This is a genomic window from Pseudomonas sp. MYb327 (assembly GCF_040438925.1).
Classification (GTDB): Bacteria; Pseudomonadota; Gammaproteobacteria; order Pseudomonadales; family Pseudomonadaceae; genus Aquipseudomonas.
Genome location: NZ_CP159258.1, coordinates 3,384,595 through 3,401,557 on the forward strand (window position 1 = coordinate 3,384,595; position 16,963 = coordinate 3,401,557).

14 protein-coding genes are annotated in these 16,963 nt (G+C 57.1%); 7 read left to right on the forward strand and 7 right to left on the reverse strand.

From position 1 onward, the window contains the following. Positions 1-97 precede the first annotated feature (97 nt). Positions 98-1,288 carry an amidohydrolase family protein gene (locus ABVN21_RS15170; protein ID WP_339552826.1) on the forward strand — a complete coding sequence of 397 codons (1,191 nt, stop codon included), beginning with the start codon at positions 98-100 and terminating at the stop codon, positions 1,286-1,288. A gap of 310 nt (positions 1,289-1,598) precedes the next feature. Here the strand turns inward: ABVN21_RS15170 and ABVN21_RS15175 are convergent, their stop codons facing one another. From ABVN21_RS15175 to ABVN21_RS15190, 4 genes are all read right to left on the reverse strand, one after another. Further along, complete coding sequence (locus ABVN21_RS15175; RefSeq protein ID WP_339552825.1) at positions 1,599-2,756, reverse strand: UvrD-helicase domain-containing protein; 1,158 nt, start codon at positions 2,754-2,756, stop codon at positions 1,599-1,601. Beyond that, entirely contained in the window at positions 2,749-4,410 is a 1,662-nt protein-coding gene (locus ABVN21_RS15180) for an AAA family ATPase (RefSeq protein ID WP_339552824.1), read from the reverse strand. Before ABVN21_RS15180 ends, ABVN21_RS15175 begins: the two co-directional genes overlap by 8 nt. 223 nt (positions 4,411-4,633) lie before the next feature. Further along, the gene (locus tag ABVN21_RS15185) at positions 4,634-6,646 is read right to left on the reverse strand and encodes a methyl-accepting chemotaxis protein (RefSeq protein ID WP_339552823.1); all 2,013 of its coding nucleotides are present in this window, start codon (positions 6,644-6,646) and stop codon (positions 4,634-4,636) included. A 32-nt stretch (positions 6,647-6,678) separates the two neighbouring features. Then, positions 6,679-8,262 (reverse strand): MFS transporter, encoded by a 1,584-nt coding sequence (locus ABVN21_RS15190; RefSeq protein ID WP_339552822.1) that lies wholly within the window; start codon positions 8,260-8,262, stop codon positions 6,679-6,681. A 181-nt stretch (positions 8,263-8,443) separates the two neighbouring features. Here ABVN21_RS15190 and ABVN21_RS15195 point away from each other — a divergent pair, with 181 nt between their 5' ends. From ABVN21_RS15195 to ABVN21_RS15215, 5 genes are read left to right on the forward strand one after another with little or no spacing between them, the layout of a single operon-like run. Beyond that, entirely contained in the window at positions 8,444-8,815 is a 372-nt protein-coding gene (locus ABVN21_RS15195) for an OB-fold domain-containing protein (RefSeq protein WP_339552821.1), read from the forward strand. A 10-nt stretch (positions 8,816-8,825) separates the two neighbouring features. After that, positions 8,826-9,599 carry an SDR family NAD(P)-dependent oxidoreductase gene (locus ABVN21_RS15200; RefSeq protein ID WP_339552820.1) on the forward strand — a complete coding sequence of 258 codons (774 nt, stop codon included), beginning with the start codon at positions 8,826-8,828 and terminating at the stop codon, positions 9,597-9,599. Next, on the forward strand, positions 9,596-10,837 hold the full coding sequence (locus ABVN21_RS15205; protein WP_339552819.1) for a CaiB/BaiF CoA-transferase family protein: 1,242 nt from the start codon (positions 9,596-9,598) through the stop codon (positions 10,835-10,837). Before ABVN21_RS15200 ends, ABVN21_RS15205 begins: the two co-directional genes overlap by 4 nt. 10 nt (positions 10,838-10,847) lie before the next feature. Beyond that, complete coding sequence (locus ABVN21_RS15210) at positions 10,848-12,008, forward strand: acyl-CoA dehydrogenase family protein (RefSeq protein WP_339552818.1); 1,161 nt, start codon at positions 10,848-10,850, stop codon at positions 12,006-12,008. 8 nt (positions 12,009-12,016) lie between these two features. Further along, complete coding sequence (locus tag ABVN21_RS15215; RefSeq protein WP_339552817.1) at positions 12,017-13,066, forward strand: acyl-CoA dehydrogenase; 1,050 nt, start codon at positions 12,017-12,019, stop codon at positions 13,064-13,066. A 56-nt stretch (positions 13,067-13,122) separates the two neighbouring features. Here the strand turns inward: ABVN21_RS15215 and folE are convergent, their stop codons facing one another. From folE to ABVN21_RS15230, 3 genes are all read right to left on the reverse strand, one after another. Beyond that, positions 13,123-13,683 carry a GTP cyclohydrolase I FolE gene (folE, locus tag ABVN21_RS15220; RefSeq protein ID WP_339552816.1) on the reverse strand — a complete coding sequence of 187 codons (561 nt, stop codon included), beginning with the start codon at positions 13,681-13,683 and terminating at the stop codon, positions 13,123-13,125. Positions 13,684-13,796: 113 nt separating this feature from the next. Beyond that, on the reverse strand, positions 13,797-14,984 hold the full coding sequence (locus tag ABVN21_RS15225) for a lipid-transfer protein (RefSeq protein ID WP_096511937.1): 1,188 nt from the start codon (positions 14,982-14,984) through the stop codon (positions 13,797-13,799). Positions 14,985-15,035: 51 nt separating this feature from the next. Then, complete coding sequence (locus ABVN21_RS15230) at positions 15,036-15,899, reverse strand: SDR family NAD(P)-dependent oxidoreductase (protein WP_339552815.1); 864 nt, start codon at positions 15,897-15,899, stop codon at positions 15,036-15,038. Between the two features lie 193 nt (positions 15,900-16,092). Between ABVN21_RS15230 and ABVN21_RS15235 the strand changes: the two genes are divergently transcribed. Further along, complete coding sequence (locus ABVN21_RS15235; protein ID WP_339552814.1) at positions 16,093-16,962, forward strand: MaoC/PaaZ C-terminal domain-containing protein; 870 nt, start codon at positions 16,093-16,095, stop codon at positions 16,960-16,962. Position 16,963: the final 1 nt, after the last annotated feature.

Consider the following 16,963-nt stretch of genomic DNA (forward strand, 5'->3'; position numbering starts at 1 on the left):
TGATAAAAAGCACTTTTTGAGAGGAGACTTGACGCAGAAAAATAACTGACATATGGTCATCTTTACCAAAACAACACGCCTGCAACCCGAGGTCAGCATGCCAGCCGTCAACTACCCGATCTATGACGTAGACCGTCACTTTTACGAGCCACCGGAAGCATTCCTGCGCCATTTGCCCAAGCAGTTCCGCAAAGAGTTCCAGTACGTGCAGATCAATGGCCGCACCAAGCTGGCGGTTGGCGGTGTATTGAGCGATTACATTCCTAACCCAACGTTCGACGTGGTTGCCGCGCCCGGCTCCCATGAAATGTGGTATCGCGGTGAAAACCCGGAAGGCCTGTCACTGCGTGAGTTCGGTGGTGATCCGGTGCCCTCCCATCCAGCCTTCTTCAACGGAGAAGCGCATCTGAAGGTCATGGATGAGCAGGGAATTCATGCCGGCTTGTTTATTCCGACACTCGGCTCGGTCATTGAAGAACGCCTTTCGCACAAACCGGACGCCATTGCCGCCCTGTTTCATTCGTCTAACCAGTGGCTGGCCGAGGAATGCGGTTTTGCCCGTGATAACCGCTTGTTTCCGGTACCGATGATCAACCTCATCGATGTCGATAAAGCCGTACAGGAACTGGAATTCGTCCTTGCTGCCGGGGCGCGGGTCGTAGGCGTTCGTCCTGCACCTGTCGCCGGTTTGACTGGTGGCCGGTCAATGGGCTTCACCGAGTTCGACCCCTTCTGGGCTCGCGTCAACGAAGCAAAGATTTTTGTCATGCTGCACGTTTCCGACTCCGGCTACGACAAGATCAACAGCTGGTGGACGGCGGGTGGCAAGGGTGAATTCAGGCCGTTCGAGAAAGAGCCATTCGGCGAAGTTTTGGACTGGATGGGTCGTGCCATTTCGGACACCTTGGCGGCACTGATCTGCCATGGCGTCTTCGATCGTTTCCCTGATGTGCGCGTGGCTTCGCTGGAAAACGGCACGTCCTGGCTGGAGCCGCTACTGGGACGCCTGGCACACATCTACAAGAAGATGCCGAAGTCGTTCAAACGCGATCCAGTGGAAACCTTCCGCCGTCATGTGTTCGTTTCACCGTTCTATGAAGATCCAGTGGACAAGCTCATCGATTTGATCGGCGTCGAACGCGTACTGTTCGGCAGCGACTGGCCGCACCCGGAAGGCCTCACCCACCCGCGGGACTTCTTCAAAGACATCGACATGCTTGATGAAGCACAGACCCAACGCGTCATGAGCACCAACCTCAAGGGCCTGCTTGAGGGTGTTCGGGACTGATACCGAATGCGGAAAACAAAAAAGGCATGAGCATCACTCATGCCTTTTTTATTGAGCAGAGGAAGCCTTGGCGACTTTCCCTTTAGCTTTGCCGCAATCTGAAGCCCCACCGGTTGTATCGGTGTTTTCCAGCACGCCTCATCACCATGATTGGTAAAAGCGGGCGGCCAAACGTTCGCTGATGCTTGGGGAAAGTGCAGATGTGATGCCCCCATTCCTCAGATAGTACGTGAGCCCTACCCAAAAATTGAGACATTAATCAGAAACGCTATCAGCTGAAGTCATCACTGCGTGGATTCATTAACTTCCTTCAAACAGGAGCATTCGTCCAGATCGGGAACCGTAAGCCAGCGGCCTTCTTGTCTGGCACGATGAATCCCAGACTGTATCGCGCGCGCGTGATGGCGACGTACAGCTTGTTCTGAGCTGTTTCGTCTTTCGCGGGAAACGGCTTTCGCCCATCCAAGACGAAATGCAACTGGTTTTCTGTGGGGAGCACCAACACCCGATCAAAACCCAGCCCTTTGCTCCCGCCAAAGTTATAGCAGCGCGCCTCGGTGGGAAGAAGCTTCGCTCCTGACGTTACGCTCCAGCGCAGCACCATAGGGTCAAACACCTTGATGTATTCGGTGACGTCCGACTCCCTGACGATGAAGGTGCCGAGGTGGTGAGCAAATTCAGGTGGAACCCTCTTCACCGCCGACTCCGTCGCTTCATATGCACCGTTGTGTACAGCATCGGCGACGTCACAAATCGGTTGAATGCATCGCCGATTTAGCGTCAGTGACTCATCCTCAAAGCCCATGGACTTGAAGGCTGCGAGCTTCTCAGCGGCCGTTTTAGGTGCTTTTTGGCCAAACGTCGTCTCGTATACCGTCTGCCGGAAATCTCCCACGCACGTGATGGGTGTCGGCATCACTTTGTTCAGCCCCTTGAGCACTTCGTAGTCCCACCCAACCAGATCTTGAACCTCATCAAAGAACACCCGGGTATAAATCTCCCCTAGTCGTACTGCAGCAGAGTTTTTCGTGGCCTTCATGATCCGGCTCGCCAGTTTTGCGAGAAAGCCGGTGTGAGCCTTGGTCTTGCATGAAGTCAGAAAATGTTTTGGGTTGTAGCTCTTATCGTCCAACTGCTCCGCGCACCCCGGGAGCATAAACGTTGAATCAGGCTTCATATGAGGATTGCGCTGGTTGAAACAGATGCCATCGATCCGCCGCGGGAACAATGCCTGCTGATACGGCCTCACCATGTCTTCCAGGTAAAATGAGAACAGACCTTTGACCACGAACCGATCACTGTGCGTACCAAAGATCTCCAGAAATCGACGTCTGAGTTCCTGCTGATTACTGGTCGTGTAGGTCACCACCAGAACCTTTCCTCCGCGCTCGATTTCGGCGATTGATTCGGTAATGACCTTGTGAGTCTTGCCTGAGCCGGCACCCGCCATGCAGAGTTTATTAGGCAAAATTCAGCACCTCTGTGAGGAAGGCTGGATATTTGAACGGCTCATCAGTTTCGAAAATTCGAATCGCGGTGTCGACCTTCTTCTTGCCTTTGCCGTCGCCGTCACCGCTTCTGAACCACTCCACGATAAATTCGAGCTTTTCAGCAAAGGTAGGTTTGGCATTGAACAGCTTGATGGTTTTGGTTGAGAGGACAATTTCTGCAAATGCCTGCAACTCTTTTTCCGAATCCGCGTTGGCCAGAATCATCGCTGGCTCTAGCGAAAACTCGTTGTTGTTCGTTGAAGAGACCAGCTTTATGTTTGGGAAATCTGTGTAATCCTTGCGTGCTTCAACGACGTTCTTTTCGTAATTTCCATCGTTATCTCGCAAGACATTAATCGCGGTACCGATTTCTTTGCCGATCGCAATGAACGTCTTGAACCCGACGCCGCGCACCACAATGATATCAATCCCGTCCTGCTCTGGCAGACGCTCCTTGTGGGTGTCTTTGTAGATCTTTTTGAGAATCAACTCATCAGAGGGGCCTTCGACCAACACCACCTTCCTGGAGAGTGCGACACGCAGCGTGTCGTAGCCTGGCAGCCGCTTCAGCGTCTTTACCACCCCCTTGTCCAGGAGATGCAGTCGCTTATATGTGTCATGCAGCAAGCAAATTTTATCAATGCTCAGTTTGTTCAGCACATAAGAACTGTGGGTAGTCAGGAATAGCTGCTTGCCGTCTCGCTGGTCCTCAATGTCTTGCACCAACTTGCTCAGCTCGACATGCGAAAGGTGATTTTCCGGCTCCTCCATCATTACCAGGTCGATGTCTTTTGACTTGTTGTGCAGGGCCAGCTTGATTTGCACCTTGCTCTGCTCTCCTTTGCCGATCATGTGGAACGGCACGGCATTTACTTCAAGTTGCAGACCGTTCTGGATAGCGCCCGCGGGCATAGTGTTGGCGGCGATGGTCAGCTTCTTTTCCGTGATCCTGTTATCGGAATCCAAATCCTTGTTGACGGTGGTGACCTCATCAGTGTTGTTGAAGGATTGAAGGGTCTCACGGTAGTGCAAGCTCAGACGGTACTCTTCGTCCTTTCTGAGGGCGGTACTCAGCACATTCGAGATGTACTGATTTTTGCCGAAGGTGGGATGAATACGAGTGGGGTCGATGTAGAGCGCTCTGAATTGCTTGGTCATCGGCTTGATAACATTCCAAGCAAAATCCATCCATTCGACTTGGTAGAACTCCACTGGGATGCTGGTTATCGCGGCACCGGAAGCTAGGTAATCGTTATAGGCATCAGTAAAATCTGGATCAAAGCTGACTTTGATCTGAACCCCCTGAGCATCTTTCTTCAGGCTGTTGTTCGCACCGCGGTAGTCGGGCACGTTCTTCATATACGCCTCGATCACGAGGATCGGTAAGTCTGCAGGCGATTTTGGCGAGGCGCGAAACGCGGCGACTATCTCTGCGTTGAACAGATCCGGGGAAAACTCGCTATTGAATGGCCGACCGCGATACTGAAAATTGAGCACGATCTCCAAAGCCTCCAGAATCGTACTTTTGCCTGCGTTATTATCACCTACGAAAATATTCACATCTTCGTTGAAGTCAAAAGTCTGATCTTTGAACTTTTTGAAGTTGATCAGGCGTAGCGATTCTATGAGCACGTTTCAAATCCTTATGAAGTAGCGGCGAACGGTGTGGCCTAAGGCCATTGTGGTTCACGCTATAGGGGCGTGGGATCCCTGTCCAGTAAGAAGACAAGCAGCGACGTGGGCTTTGCGGAGATAGAGTAGATGGGCCCCTTCAGCACGTGCAGCTGGAGCTGACACAGACAATTAGTCCTGAGCTTGGGCCTTATCCGATAGCCCCACTACTCACGTTGGCCTCTCATATCCGAAACGCACCAATCTCCTTACGTAAAGCATTCACCAACCCATGTAAATCCTGACTTGCCTGCTCCGCCCGGATGACGCCTTTGGAGGTCTGCTCGCCCACCTGACTGATGTCGACAAGGCTCTTGTCGATCTCCATCGACACCTGGGTCTGTTGCTCCGCCGCAACGGCTATAAGCTGACTCTGCTCAACGATCAGCCCTGTAGCCCGGACGATGTTCTCCAGCGTCTGTTGCACTTCATCAGCCTGGCTAACCGTAGTTCCGGCGGTCTTGTGGCTGTTGCTCATGGCTTTGACTGTCTCGGCTACCCGGCTGTGCAAGTTGCCGATCATCTGTTCGATCTCCAGTGTCGATTGCTGCGTGCGTCGTGCCAGTGTGCGCACTTCGTCGGCGACTACGGCAAACCCCCGGCCCTGCTCACCGGCACGGGCGGCTTCAATGGCCGCATTGAGTGCGAGCAGATTGGTTTGTTCAGCGATATTGCGGATCACCTCCAGGACCCGGCCTATCGCTTCGCTGTCGGCCGCCAATTGATGAATCAAGTGCATCGACCCATCGATTTCTCCCGCCAATCGCTGGATTGCACCGACCTGCTCTCGCACCCTGAGACGACCCTGCTCGGTTTCCCGGTTTACCTCTCGGGCGCTGCTGACCGCACTTTCCGCATTGCGTGCGACTTGGCGTGCAGTCACTGCAAGCTGGTTCATCGCTGTCGCTACGATTTCCAGCTGCTCACGTTGCCCCGTTACCTCACGCGCACTGGAACGAGCAACCGATTGCACCAGATCGGTCTGTTGACCGACCTGCAACACCACGCCATCGACTTGCCTGATCAGATGCTGGATCTGTCCAACCGTACCGTTGAACACTGTACCGAGCGCCGCCAACTCATCCTTGCCCAGCACCTCGAAACTCACGGTCATGTCGCCTTTGGCAACCTTGCCCATCACCCGACTCAAGTCATCCAGGATTCCGCGAGTCGCCAAATAAAAAGCACCGTACAAGTAGGTGATCAACAACAGAATGGCGAGTGACGCCACCAACAACAGGATCATCTCGACGTGGGCCTGCCCAAGCCGCTGTTGCAATGACTGGGTGAGCGATGCCAGCGCCGCTTCGTTCAGCCCTTGAACCTTGTCATTCAAGCCGGTCATCTGATCGAAATAGGCAGGCCACTGCGGCACCGGCTCCGCCGCATTGAGGATTTGCTCATCGAGTAGCTGCTTGCCTCTTTCGATGCTTTGCAACCCGACCTGCAGCGCAGGTGCAAGCGAACGTGCAATGTGCGCGTCAAAGATTTGGAATTTCTGCGCATTGTCAGCACCGACTCGATCCATCCCCACCATCAATTGCTCCAGGGCAACGCTGTCGGCGGCACTTGGGTAGCCTTGGCCCAAGGTAATCGAGCCCAGTGTTCGGGCACTGTTCAGCAGTGCCGATAGCCGTGGCACTTGAACCGCGATCAGGGTACTGAGCTGACGCACTCGCGACTCATCGTTCTGGCTCAGCCCCGCCTGCTCGACAATACTTTCCAGGAGAAGCGCACCTTGCGCCGACAACTGGCCGCTCAACTCCGACCGGGGTGCTGCGCCTTCGGTTTTGCGCAAGGTTTGCAGCCCTTGGATCAACGCCGTGCGCTGCCGCTCAATCGTCTGCGAATCAAGGCCTGAAATGTCCAACCGGCTAATCGTGGAGACGGCAGCTTCTTCAGCCAGTTTGATTCGCTGGCTGATATCACTTTTCTTTTCCACTTGGCTCACCCGTTGCCGGATCAGGGCCAGATCCTTGAGCAGGTCAAGCTGTTGCTGCAACTGCAGAGACTCCCGCACCACCGCCAGGCTGCCGAGTACAGCTGCACTGACCCGCCACTGGTGATAGGCAATGCCGACCAGGTATGTATTGGCCCCCAACAACGGCACGAAGAATAAAACACTGATCAGGCTGAATTTCATGGCGAACCCCAGACGGTTCATTAGCCAGATTCCCGGATAGAACAAAGCCTTCATGACGCACCCCTTCCCTTATTGTTTTTATGAGTTCAACGCACTAGGCGCTCACCGATGAAATGTGAAACCTTCGGCGGGCCATCGCCACAGTGAAACGCTCTGACCTTCGCCTCAGCTTGCTGGTCCGCAAGGGTGGTTCGGGCTTGCTGGCGCAGATAATCCGACCATGAATCGACAATGAATCGCTCAAGGTAGTGATCCGGATGGTCCAGTTCCCGGTAGATCCGCCAAAAGCTGGCGCCGTCGCGGCGACGCTGGGCACCAATACGGTTGATCTGGCGAAGGAATTCTTCGCGACTCTGCGGACTGACCTGATAGGCGATCTGCACCGCCACCGGCCCCTCGCCAGGCTCGAGGCCGGCAAAGTTGAAAGCCGGCAGCTCTGGGCTCGATGGGGTTACTTCGTCGTCGTCACCGAGCCACGCCGGGTAGCGCCACATCACCAGCATCGACAGTGCCACCGCCCCGGCTGCGAGCATCAACGCTGTGCGACTGTCGAAGTGACTGGCCGCAGCCCCCCACAACGCACCGCCGATGGCCAGGGAGCCCTGAAACACCAGCATGTAGATCGCCACTGCGCGAGCGCGAATCCACGGTGCAACTGAAGACTGGATGGCGACTAGGTTGCTGGTACCCACAGCGAGCCAGCCGATGCCAGCGAAAAACAGCGCCACACACTGCACTGCCGTGCTGGACGCCAACGCCACAAACAGACAATTGAGCGCATACAACAATGCTGCCAGCGCCAGCATCAGGTTAAGCGACATTCGGGCGCGAACCATGGGCATCAGAAACGCTCCCACCATGGTGCCCACGCCGAGACTGCCCAACAGCACGCCATAGTTCCCGGCGCCACCCGACTCGCTGGCGACCACTGGCAACAACGCCCACAGGCCACTGGCTGCACCGACAAAGGCAAAGGTGCGCAAGCATTGCTCACGCATGACGGCTGAGTGCCGCACATAGCGCAAAGTGCCGCGCAATCCGGCCCACAGCGTTTCGGGTGGCAGGCTGGTATCACGGGCCGGTACTTTCATGCGGATCACCACCAGCAACGACCCCAGCAGCAACAGCCCACAAATGGCAAACACACTGACCACATTCGACATCGCGACCACGCTGCCAGCCAGCGCTGGGCCAACAGCACGCGCCGAACTGTAGGACAACGACGAAAGCGCCAAAGCCGAGGCCATGAAGGGTCGTGGCACAGACTCCGCTTGTGTGGTGTACCAAGCCGGCCCTTGCAGCGCAAAACCAATACCGAAGCAAAACGTCAGCCCCAGCAACAGCCAGGGCGTGACCAGGCCCAGGGCACTGCAGGTGATCAAGGTGGCAGCCGTGCAAAACATCCCTAGCTGGGTGACCAGCAGATAACGACGTCGATTGAAAATATCGGCGAACACACCACCTGGCAGCCCAAAGAAAAACGCTGGCAGGCTGATTGCCGTCTGCACCAGCGCCACCAACATCGGTGAGCTGGTCAGCGACACCATCAGCCAGGCAGCGCCTACGTTCTGCATCCAGATCGCCAGGTTCATCGCCAACGCGCCCAGCCACAAGGCGCGGAACGAGGCAAATCGCAGCGGCGCCCATAACGAATTCGAACTGTCTGTCATCGAAGCCTCGCCCTTTCTGATGCAGTCCCTGCGCTTGACTGGCGAAAGGAATGACCGCATATTAAAAACTAACTGTTTGACAGTTTTATATCAGATAGGACAATAAGAATCGACAATCCAGTGCCATACACCGTCAATTACTGACACTGTGGCAGTTTAGTGATCATGGAGCAGGCTTTCGATGACGACTATTCGCCCCGACGCCGACTTTCAGGAATTTCTGAAGCAAGGCCAATTCATGCTCCAGCGCAGCCGCTCGAGCCAACGCTGCTTTTTTTATCCTCGGGTGCTTGAACCGCGAACCGGCAATACCGACCTGGAATGGGTGCAAGCCAGCGGGCTTGGCACCGTTTACTCAGCGACGGTCATCCGCCCCAAGCCCCCCGCGCAGCCCTACAACGTGTCTCTGGTCGACCTTGATGAAGGTCCGCGAATGATGACGCGCATTGAAGGCATGCCCGCCGACATGGTCACGATTGGCCTGCGTGTCAAGGCGCGCATAGTCGAGGAAGTTGACCAGTTCTTTGTCGTTTTCGACCCACACCACCACTAGGCGATAGATCATGAAAAATCCGATGTCACTTGCCGGTCGCACAATTGTCGTGACCGGTGCCGGTCAGGGAATCGGCCTGGGCATTGCCCGCCTGGCTATCGAATTGGGTGCCAACGTCGCGGCTGTCGACCTCAACGCCGATGCCCTGCACAGCGCCGCCCATGAGCTGGGCGAACACTACCTGCCACTGGCTGGCAGTGTCAGTAACCAGCCCTTCGTACAGTCGGCCGTGGAAAAGGCAGTCAGTCACTTCGGGGCCGTCCATGGATTGGTCAATAACGCTGGTATTGGTCGGCCGGCCATGATCGAAAAGATGACGCTGGAGCAGTGGCAACAGGTGATCGATGTGCACCTTACCGGCTCGTTTTTCTTCACCCAGGCAGTCGGTCAGCATCTGCTGCAACGTGCCCGGGCAGGCGACAGCGCTCCAGGTTCGATCGTGTTTATCTCGTCCGACGCCGGCCGCCGGGGCAGCCTCGGCCAGATCAACTATTCGGCGGCCAAGTCCGGCATGTTCGGCATGGCCATGACGGCTGCACGTGAATGGGCAAAACACGGCATCCGCGCAAACGCCGTGTGTTTCGGCATGGTGGAAACTGCCATGACCGAGAAGGTGCGTACCGATCCGAAATTTCTCGAAACCTACCTGGCGCAGATTGCGTTGGGTCGCTTCGCCTCTCCTGAAGAAGTTTCAGTCCCTGTCTGCTTCCTGCTGTCCGAAGCGGCTTCCTATATCACCGGCCAGGTCCTTTCGGTCAATGGCGGGTACACCATAGCGGTATGACTATGCACAATATTGCCAAAGAAGCACTTGCAGGCCTGCGCGTACTCGACATGACCCGGGTCATTGCCGGCCCTTATGCCGGGCAGATACTCGCCGACCTCGGCGCCGACGTCCTCAAGGTCGAACGCCAGGGCGAAGGCGATGACATCCGCCGCATCGGCCCGCCATGGATCACAGGGACTGAGAACGAACCCCACCAGGAGTCCACCTACAGCCAATCGGTCAACCGCAACAAGCGCTCGATCAGCGTCAATTTCGCTGAGCCCGAAGGCGCCGAGCTGTTGCGCCAGCTGGCGGCGAAATCGGACATCCTGCTGGAGAATTACCGGACTGGCACCCTGGCCAAGTATGGCCTGAGCTATGAAGAGCTACGCGAGATCAATCCGCGCCTGATCTATTGCTCCATCACCGGTTTCGGCCAGACCGGCCCCTACGCTAACCGCTCAGGTTATGACTACCTGATCCAGGCCATGGCGGGGGTAATGTCCGTGACCGGTCACCGCGACGAACATGCCGGCGATGGTCCAATGCGAGTCGGTGTTCCCGTGGCTGATATCTGTGCCGGCCTTTACGCCGCCATCGGCGTGCTCGCCGCGGTCAATCATCGCCATGAGAGTGGTGAGGGCCAGCACATCGATGTATCACTGTTCGACTCCCAGGTCGCAGCGTTGCTCAACACCTTTTCCGCCTGGTTCAATGGCGGCAAGGAACTGGGACGCACCGGCAACGATCACCCAAGCGCTTCGCCTTATGGCGTTTACGCGGTGGATGACGGATTCATCCTGGTCGCTACCTTCAATGATCGCGAATTCGCCCGGTTGGCCGCCGCCGTCGACCGCGCCGAGTGGATCGAAGACCCTCGCTTTGCCCGCAATGGCGCGCGTGTCGCCAATCGCCAGGAACTGTCGACGCTGCTCACCGAAGCATTACGTGGCCGCAGCAAGGATGAGTGGATCGCCCACCTCAATGCCGCCACCGTATCCTGCGGCCCGATCAACAGCATGGCCGACCTGGAGCGCGACCCACATGCCATCGAGCGCGAAATGATCGTACCGCTGGAACACCCGGTCAATGGCACGATTCGTACTGCGGCAAGCCCAATGCGGTTTTCCTCGACGCCAGTTCAATACAAGTCGGCGCCACCGACCATTGGCGAACACACAAATGAAATTCTCGGTGACTGGTTGGGCATGAACCCAGCGCACATCGCAGAACTGCGTCAACGCAACGTAATCTGAGGGATCTGCCGTGACATCAACCTTCAGCTTCAAACCCTTGCTGCTGCCTGCCGCCCTGGAGCCATTACGCCAGGAAGTCCGGTCTTTCCTTCAAGACAGCGCCAGCCAATGGTCCGGCTGGAAGATCGGGCACTCCTGGACGGGTTTCGACCGCGAATTCAGCCTTGAAGTCGGTCGCCGCGGCTGGATCGGCATGACCTGGCCGAAAGCCTATGGCGGCCACGAGCGCTCCGGCCTCGAACGATACGTAGTCGTCGAGGAAATGCTCGCCGCCGGAGCGCCGCTGGGTGCGCACTGGTTCGGCGACCGACAGAGCGGCCCCCTGCTCTTGCGCCTGGGCAGTGAAGAACAGCGACGCCGCTTTATTCCACTCATCGTCAAAGGCCAGGCTTCGTTTTGCATTGGCCTGAGCGAACCCGACTCGGGCTCCGACCTGGCCTCGCTGCGTTCGCGCGCTACCCGCGTCGATGGTGGCTGGCGACTCAATGGCCGCAAGGTCTGGACTACCAACGCACACCTCTGCGACTTCATGATCGGGCTGTTCCGCACGGGTGCCAGTGCTGACTCGGAGCGCCACAAAGGGCTCTCGCAGTTTTTGATCGACATGCGTTCATCCGGCATCGAAGTACGCCCCATTCACGATCTGACAGGCGAAGCGCACTTCAATGAAGTCGTCTTCGACGATGTATTCGTCCCTGACGATATGCTGGTGGGGCAAGAAGGCGACGGATGGAGCCAGGCCACTGCGGAGCTTGCTTTCGAACGCAGCCAACCGGACCGTTATATGAGCAGCTTTCCTCTGCTGCCCTTGACCATCGAGGCCCTGCATGGCGACCACAAGGCGGACCGCCTGGCGGCGCGCAAACTGGGAGAGGCCTTCGCGGAACTGACGGTGTTGCGCGAAATGTCGCTGTCCATCCTTGGCCAACTTCAGGATGGCCACTCCCCTGCCAAGGAAGCCGCCCTGGTCAAGGATCTGGGCAATACCCATGAACAACGAATCCCGGAGCTCGTGCGCGAATTGCTCGACACGCCATCCACCCTTGTCAGTGGCAACAAGTTGAGTGAATTGCAGGGTTTCCTCGTACAGAACGTGCCGAGCTTCTCCCTGCGCGGCGGAACACGCGAGATTTTGCGCGGCATCATTGCCAAGGGGCTTGGACTGCGATGAATGAAGACATGAACATCAGCGAAATGCTCGCAGAACAAGTGAACCGACTCTTCACTGATCGTATCGATCGCCAGACCTGGGTCGATGCTGAAGATGGCCGCCCGGCGACAGCCCTCTGGGCAGAGATCGAGCAGTTGGGCATCCCACTTGCCATGTGTCAGGAACAGCATGGCGGTGCAGGACTGAGTTGGACCGAGAGCGAACCGATGTTGCGCCTGTGCGGTGCCCATGCGGTTCCTTTACCCGTTGGAGAAACCGCCATCGCGGCGTGGGCGCTTTCCTGTGCCGGGTTGCAAGTGCCTGAAGGCCCCATCACGGTATCCACCAGCTTGTATCAAATGGATGGGCAAGATCGCTTGCAGGGTCGTGACACGCAGTTGAGCTGGTTGCCGCTTGTTGAGCATGTCGTATTGCTCGCTGAGCGCGATGGCGGTTTATACCTCTGCTTAGTTCGCGCCAGCGAAGGTGAGCACCAAATAGTCGAAACGCTCGATCGCCTTCCCTGCGCACAATGGTGCCTGTACGGTGCGCGGCCCGAACAGTTTGCAGCCGCACCGCCATCGCTTGGAACAAGTTCGCTGCAACCGCTGATCGCTGTACTCAGAAGCATTCAGATGGCCGGTGCTCTGGCTAAAGTACTGGAGTTCTGTGTCGACTATGCCAACACCCGTGTGCAGTTCGGTAAACCGATCGGTAAGTTCCAGGCCATTCAGCACATGATTGCCGAGCTCGCCTCCCAGGCAGCCGCCGCCCAGGTTGCCGGCCTCTACGCGGCACGCATGATCGATGCAGGCAACCCGTTTCAGGCGGCGGCCGTGGCTAAAGCATTGGTTGGAAAGGCCGCGGGACGCGCTGCCGCCATGGCCCACCAGGTCTTTGGTGCCATTGGCGTGACCGACGAGCATAGCCTTCACTACTACACCCGACGCCTGTGGCAATGGCGTGCGGATGCCGGCAGCGAACACTACTGGGCAGAACGCTTGGGCCAACAGATTTTGGCCCGCGACGGTGCCGCCTTGTGGAGTATGCTGACCCAACCGATGGAACAGCCCGTCTAGCATCAAGATGCTGTCGGCCTTGATTTCAGGGCCGACAAGCTATCAGTCACTACGTATCACTTCTGGCTTCTGATCAACTGCAAAAACTCTTGGCGAGTGTTCGCACATTCGCGCAATTGTCCGAGCATGACCGAGGTCGTCATCATCGAGTTCTGCTTTTCCACGCCGCGCATCATCATGCAAAGATGCTTGGCTTCAATCACCACGGCGACACCGACGGCATTGGTAACTTGCTGGACCGCATCGGCAATTTGCCGAGTCAGGTTCTCCTGAATCTGCAGACGGCGCGCAAACATATCGACGATGCGGGCAATCTTCGACAAGCCCAATACCTTGCCTGACGGAATGTAGGCCACATGCGCCTTGCCAATGAACGGCAGTAGATGGTGCTCGCACAACGAGTACAGCTCGATATCCTTGACGATCACCATTTCATCGTTGTCCGACTCGAACAGAGCACCGTTGACGAGTTCTTCGATGGTTTTCTGGTAGCCATTACACAAATACTGCATAGCCTTGGCCGCACGTTTTGGGGTGTCCAGCAACCCTTCACGTTCGACATTTTCACCAAGCCCCTGAAGGATGGCCTGATAGTGCTGCGACAATTGCTCGCTCATATCGCCCTCACGAAACCGCGCCGGCTAACACCTGCGCAGACAAATCAATCGACTGGAAGAAAGCGGGCTCGTTTAGCAAAACAAACGAGCCCTTGGGCCTGGAGCGCTGCAGATCAGATCTTTTTCAGAATGGTGACGACGCAGGCGCCACCCAACCCGACGTTGTGCTGCAGCCCCAGTCGTGCGCCAGGTACCTGGCGATCACCCGCCAACCCGCGCAAATGCCAGGACACTTCAGCAATCTGCGCCAGACCAGTCGCCCCCAATGGATGTCCCTTGGACAACAGTCCGCCGGATGGATTGGTAACCACCTTACCGCCATAGGTGTTGTCGCCATCGAGAACGAAACGTTCGCTGCCGCCCTCGGCGCACAAGCCCAAGGCTTCGTAGCTGATGATCTCATTGGATGAGAAGCAGTCATGCAGCTCGACCAGATCTAGGTCCTGCGGACCGACACCCGCTTGCGCATAGGCTTGCTGAGCAGCCCGCGAGGTCATGCCGGCACCAACCACTTGAATCATACTGCCGGACTCGTAGCTTTGCGGTCCGTCGGTGGTCAGGCTCATGCCTGCGATTTCTACGCAATTGGCCAGGCCATGTTTGCGTGCATAGGCTTCGGACACCACCACTGTCGCTGCGGCGCCGCAGGTCGGCGGACAGCACATCAGACGAGTCAAGGGCCCGAAAATAGCCGGGGAGCCCATCACCTGCTCCAGAGTCAGCGGGTCGGTGAACAGAGCGTAGGGATTACGCCCGGCGTGGCTGCGGGCCTTGACCGAAACCCGCCCGAACAGCTCGGCACCGACGTTGTATTTCTCCATGTATTCGGCACCCGCTCCACCGAAGTACTGGGGTCCCGAAGGCGCCAGTTCGTCCCAACCACGGATGCGCCGAGTGGCCTCATCGATACGCACTGTGATTGGCGTGCGGGCAGCCGCATCACTGCCAGCCAGAGCACCGGGATTCATTTGTTCGAAGCCAACGGCCAAGGCTACATCGACAACGCCACTCATGACCGCCTGACGCGCCAGAAACAAGGCCGAAGACCCACTCGCGCAGGCATTGTTTACGTTGATGACCGGAATCTGTGTCAAGCCTGCGTGGTAAAGCGCCGTCTGACCGGAACAGGTGTCACCGGAAACGAAGCCGGCATACGCCTGTTGCACCTGACCATATTCAATACCGGCATCCTTGAGGGCACTGGCAATCGCCTGTGCGCCCATGACGTCATACATTTCACTCTTGCCTGGCTTGGTGAACTTGACCATGCCAACACCGGCGACCAGAACTTTATTGCTCATGCTGTTCTCCATAGGACAATGCGCGTCCGAGATGAGTTGATCGCCGCCTGCTTAGCGGGCGAAATCCATAATGGTCAATGCGGTTTCCGAACGAAAAACCTTGTCCTCCTCAGCAGCCAGTCGCTGAGCACTGAATTGCGGATCGACGCCACCGCCGCGAATACCCTCGGCGGACACCAGCTTGAGCTCCCGCACGCTCTGACCGGAGGCAAACAAGCAATGCCCGGTGCGCTGGCCGGATAGCTCACTGACCATGTACAGCACCACTTGGGCCACATGCTCGGGCGCCAACTGAGCCTTGCTGATTTCGTCCATCAATGGCGCGGTCAGCGCGGAAACCGCGGCCGGTGCAAGAGTCCAGACACGCACGCCGAACTTGGCAGCCTCGATCGCCAGCACATTGGAGAAGCCCCAGGCACCACATTTGGAAGCTGCGTAGTTGGTCTGGCCAAAATTGCCAACCAGCCCGGACGTGGAAGAGGTGTTGACGATGACCCCGCCACCGTTCTCCTTCATCCAGCCAAATACCGGTTGAGTGACGGCGTACATGCTCTTGAGGTTGACCGCGATGACCGCATCCCAATCCGCCTCGCTCAACTTGAGGAACGATTTGTCGCGAAGGATCCCGGCGTTGTTAATCAGGATATCTGCACGACCGAAATGCTCCAGCGCGGTTGCGCATAAGGTCTGACCGCCTTCGACCGTCGAGATGTCCTGGGTGTGGGCAACTGCCTGGCCACCGCTATCGCGAATCCCCTGAGCCACTGACTCGGCAATATAGGCACCGTTTTCGTCGCGACCCAGGTCATTGACCACAATGGCCGCGCCCTCGGCGGCCAGCAACGTTGCATAGGCAGCACCCAGCCCGCGCCCAGCACCGGTGATGATTGCGACTTTCCCACTCAATAAAGCCATTGTCTGTCTCCAAAACGTTCTTGTTATGAGCGAGGCCTCGGACATCCAACTGAACCTCAGTCATTAATTTATGACGACCGGCCTGTTTTTAGCGGCCTCACATGAATACTACACCGCATAACTGACTATTTGACAGTTTTAATGTTAAAGGCAATGCTATGGCTCAGCAACCACCCTGGCCGAGGAATAAAACGTGTCTCTCGATTACCAACGTATAAAAAACTGGCCCATACCAGAGGCCAGGCAAACCTACAGCGAACGCGACACCATCCTTTATGCATTGGGTGTCGGTGCCGCCACCTGCAACCCTCTCGCCGCCGAAGACCTGCAGTACGTCTACGAGCCTGGCTTGAAGGCGTTGCCGACCATGGCCAGCATCCTGGCCGGCGGCGCATCGTGGCTGGCCGACCCGGAAACCGGAATTGACCTGAGCAAGGTCCTGCATGGCGAACAGTTCCTGACCCTGCATCAGCCCCTTCCCGCCTACGGCGAAGTCATCGGCCGTGACCAGGTCGACGAAATTTTCGATAAAGGTGCCGACAAGGGTGCGGTGATGTACATGTCGCGGCGCATCTACTGCGCACGCACCGAAACGCTGCTGGCGACCTCGAAGTGGTCGACCTTCATGCGCGGCAACGGCGGCTTCGGTGGCTCGGCCGAAGGCCAGCCCAAACCACATCCAATCCCTACGGACCGGCCTTGCGATTTGAGCATCGAGCTGGAAAGCCGTCCTGAGCAGGCCGTGATTTATCGCCTGTCTGGAGATTTGAATCCCTTGCACATCGACCCGACCTTTTCCGCCCTCGCCGGATTCGACAAGCCGATCCTGCACGGCATGAGCAGCTACGGAATGGCTGGCAGGGCATTGATCAAGCTGCTTTGCGACAACGACCCCGCTCGACTTCGGGTGCTGAACCTGCGCTTCGCCGCACCCATGTATCCCGGTGAAACGTTGCGTATCGAAGCCTGGCGCGAAGGCCCCGGCCACGCCTCCTTCAGAGTTACCGCTACACAGCGCGACATCACCATCCTCAACAACGGTTACGTTGAGTTCGACGCATGAC

Excerpts from the sequence above, each read along its gene's own strand:
- ABVN21_RS15215 (WP_339552817.1), top strand. The coding sequence starts at position 12,017 with ATGAACATCAGCGAAATGCTCGCAGAACAAGTGAACCGACTCTTCACT.
- ABVN21_RS15190 (WP_339552822.1), bottom strand. The coding sequence starts at position 8,262 with ATGACAGACAGTTCGAATTCGTTATGGGCGCCGCTGCGATTTGCCTCG.
- ABVN21_RS15185 (WP_339552823.1), bottom strand. The coding sequence starts at position 6,646 with ATGAAGGCTTTGTTCTATCCGGGAATCTGGCTAATGAACCGTCTGGGG.
- ABVN21_RS15170 (WP_339552826.1), top strand. The coding sequence starts at position 98 with ATGCCAGCCGTCAACTACCCGATCTATGACGTAGACCGTCACTTTTAC.
- ABVN21_RS15205 (WP_339552819.1), top strand. The coding sequence starts at position 9,596 with ATGACTATGCACAATATTGCCAAAGAAGCACTTGCAGGCCTGCGCGTA.
- ABVN21_RS15230 (WP_339552815.1), bottom strand. The coding sequence starts at position 15,899 with ATGGCTTTATTGAGTGGGAAAGTCGCAATCATCACCGGTGCTGGGCGC.
- ABVN21_RS15195 (WP_339552821.1), top strand. The coding sequence starts at position 8,444 with ATGACGACTATTCGCCCCGACGCCGACTTTCAGGAATTTCTGAAGCAA.
- ABVN21_RS15200 (WP_339552820.1), top strand. The coding sequence starts at position 8,826 with ATGAAAAATCCGATGTCACTTGCCGGTCGCACAATTGTCGTGACCGGT.
- folE (WP_339552816.1), bottom strand. The coding sequence starts at position 13,683 with ATGAGCGAGCAATTGTCGCAGCACTATCAGGCCATCCTTCAGGGGCTT.
- ABVN21_RS15225 (WP_096511937.1), bottom strand. The coding sequence starts at position 14,984 with ATGAGCAATAAAGTTCTGGTCGCCGGTGTTGGCATGGTCAAGTTCACC.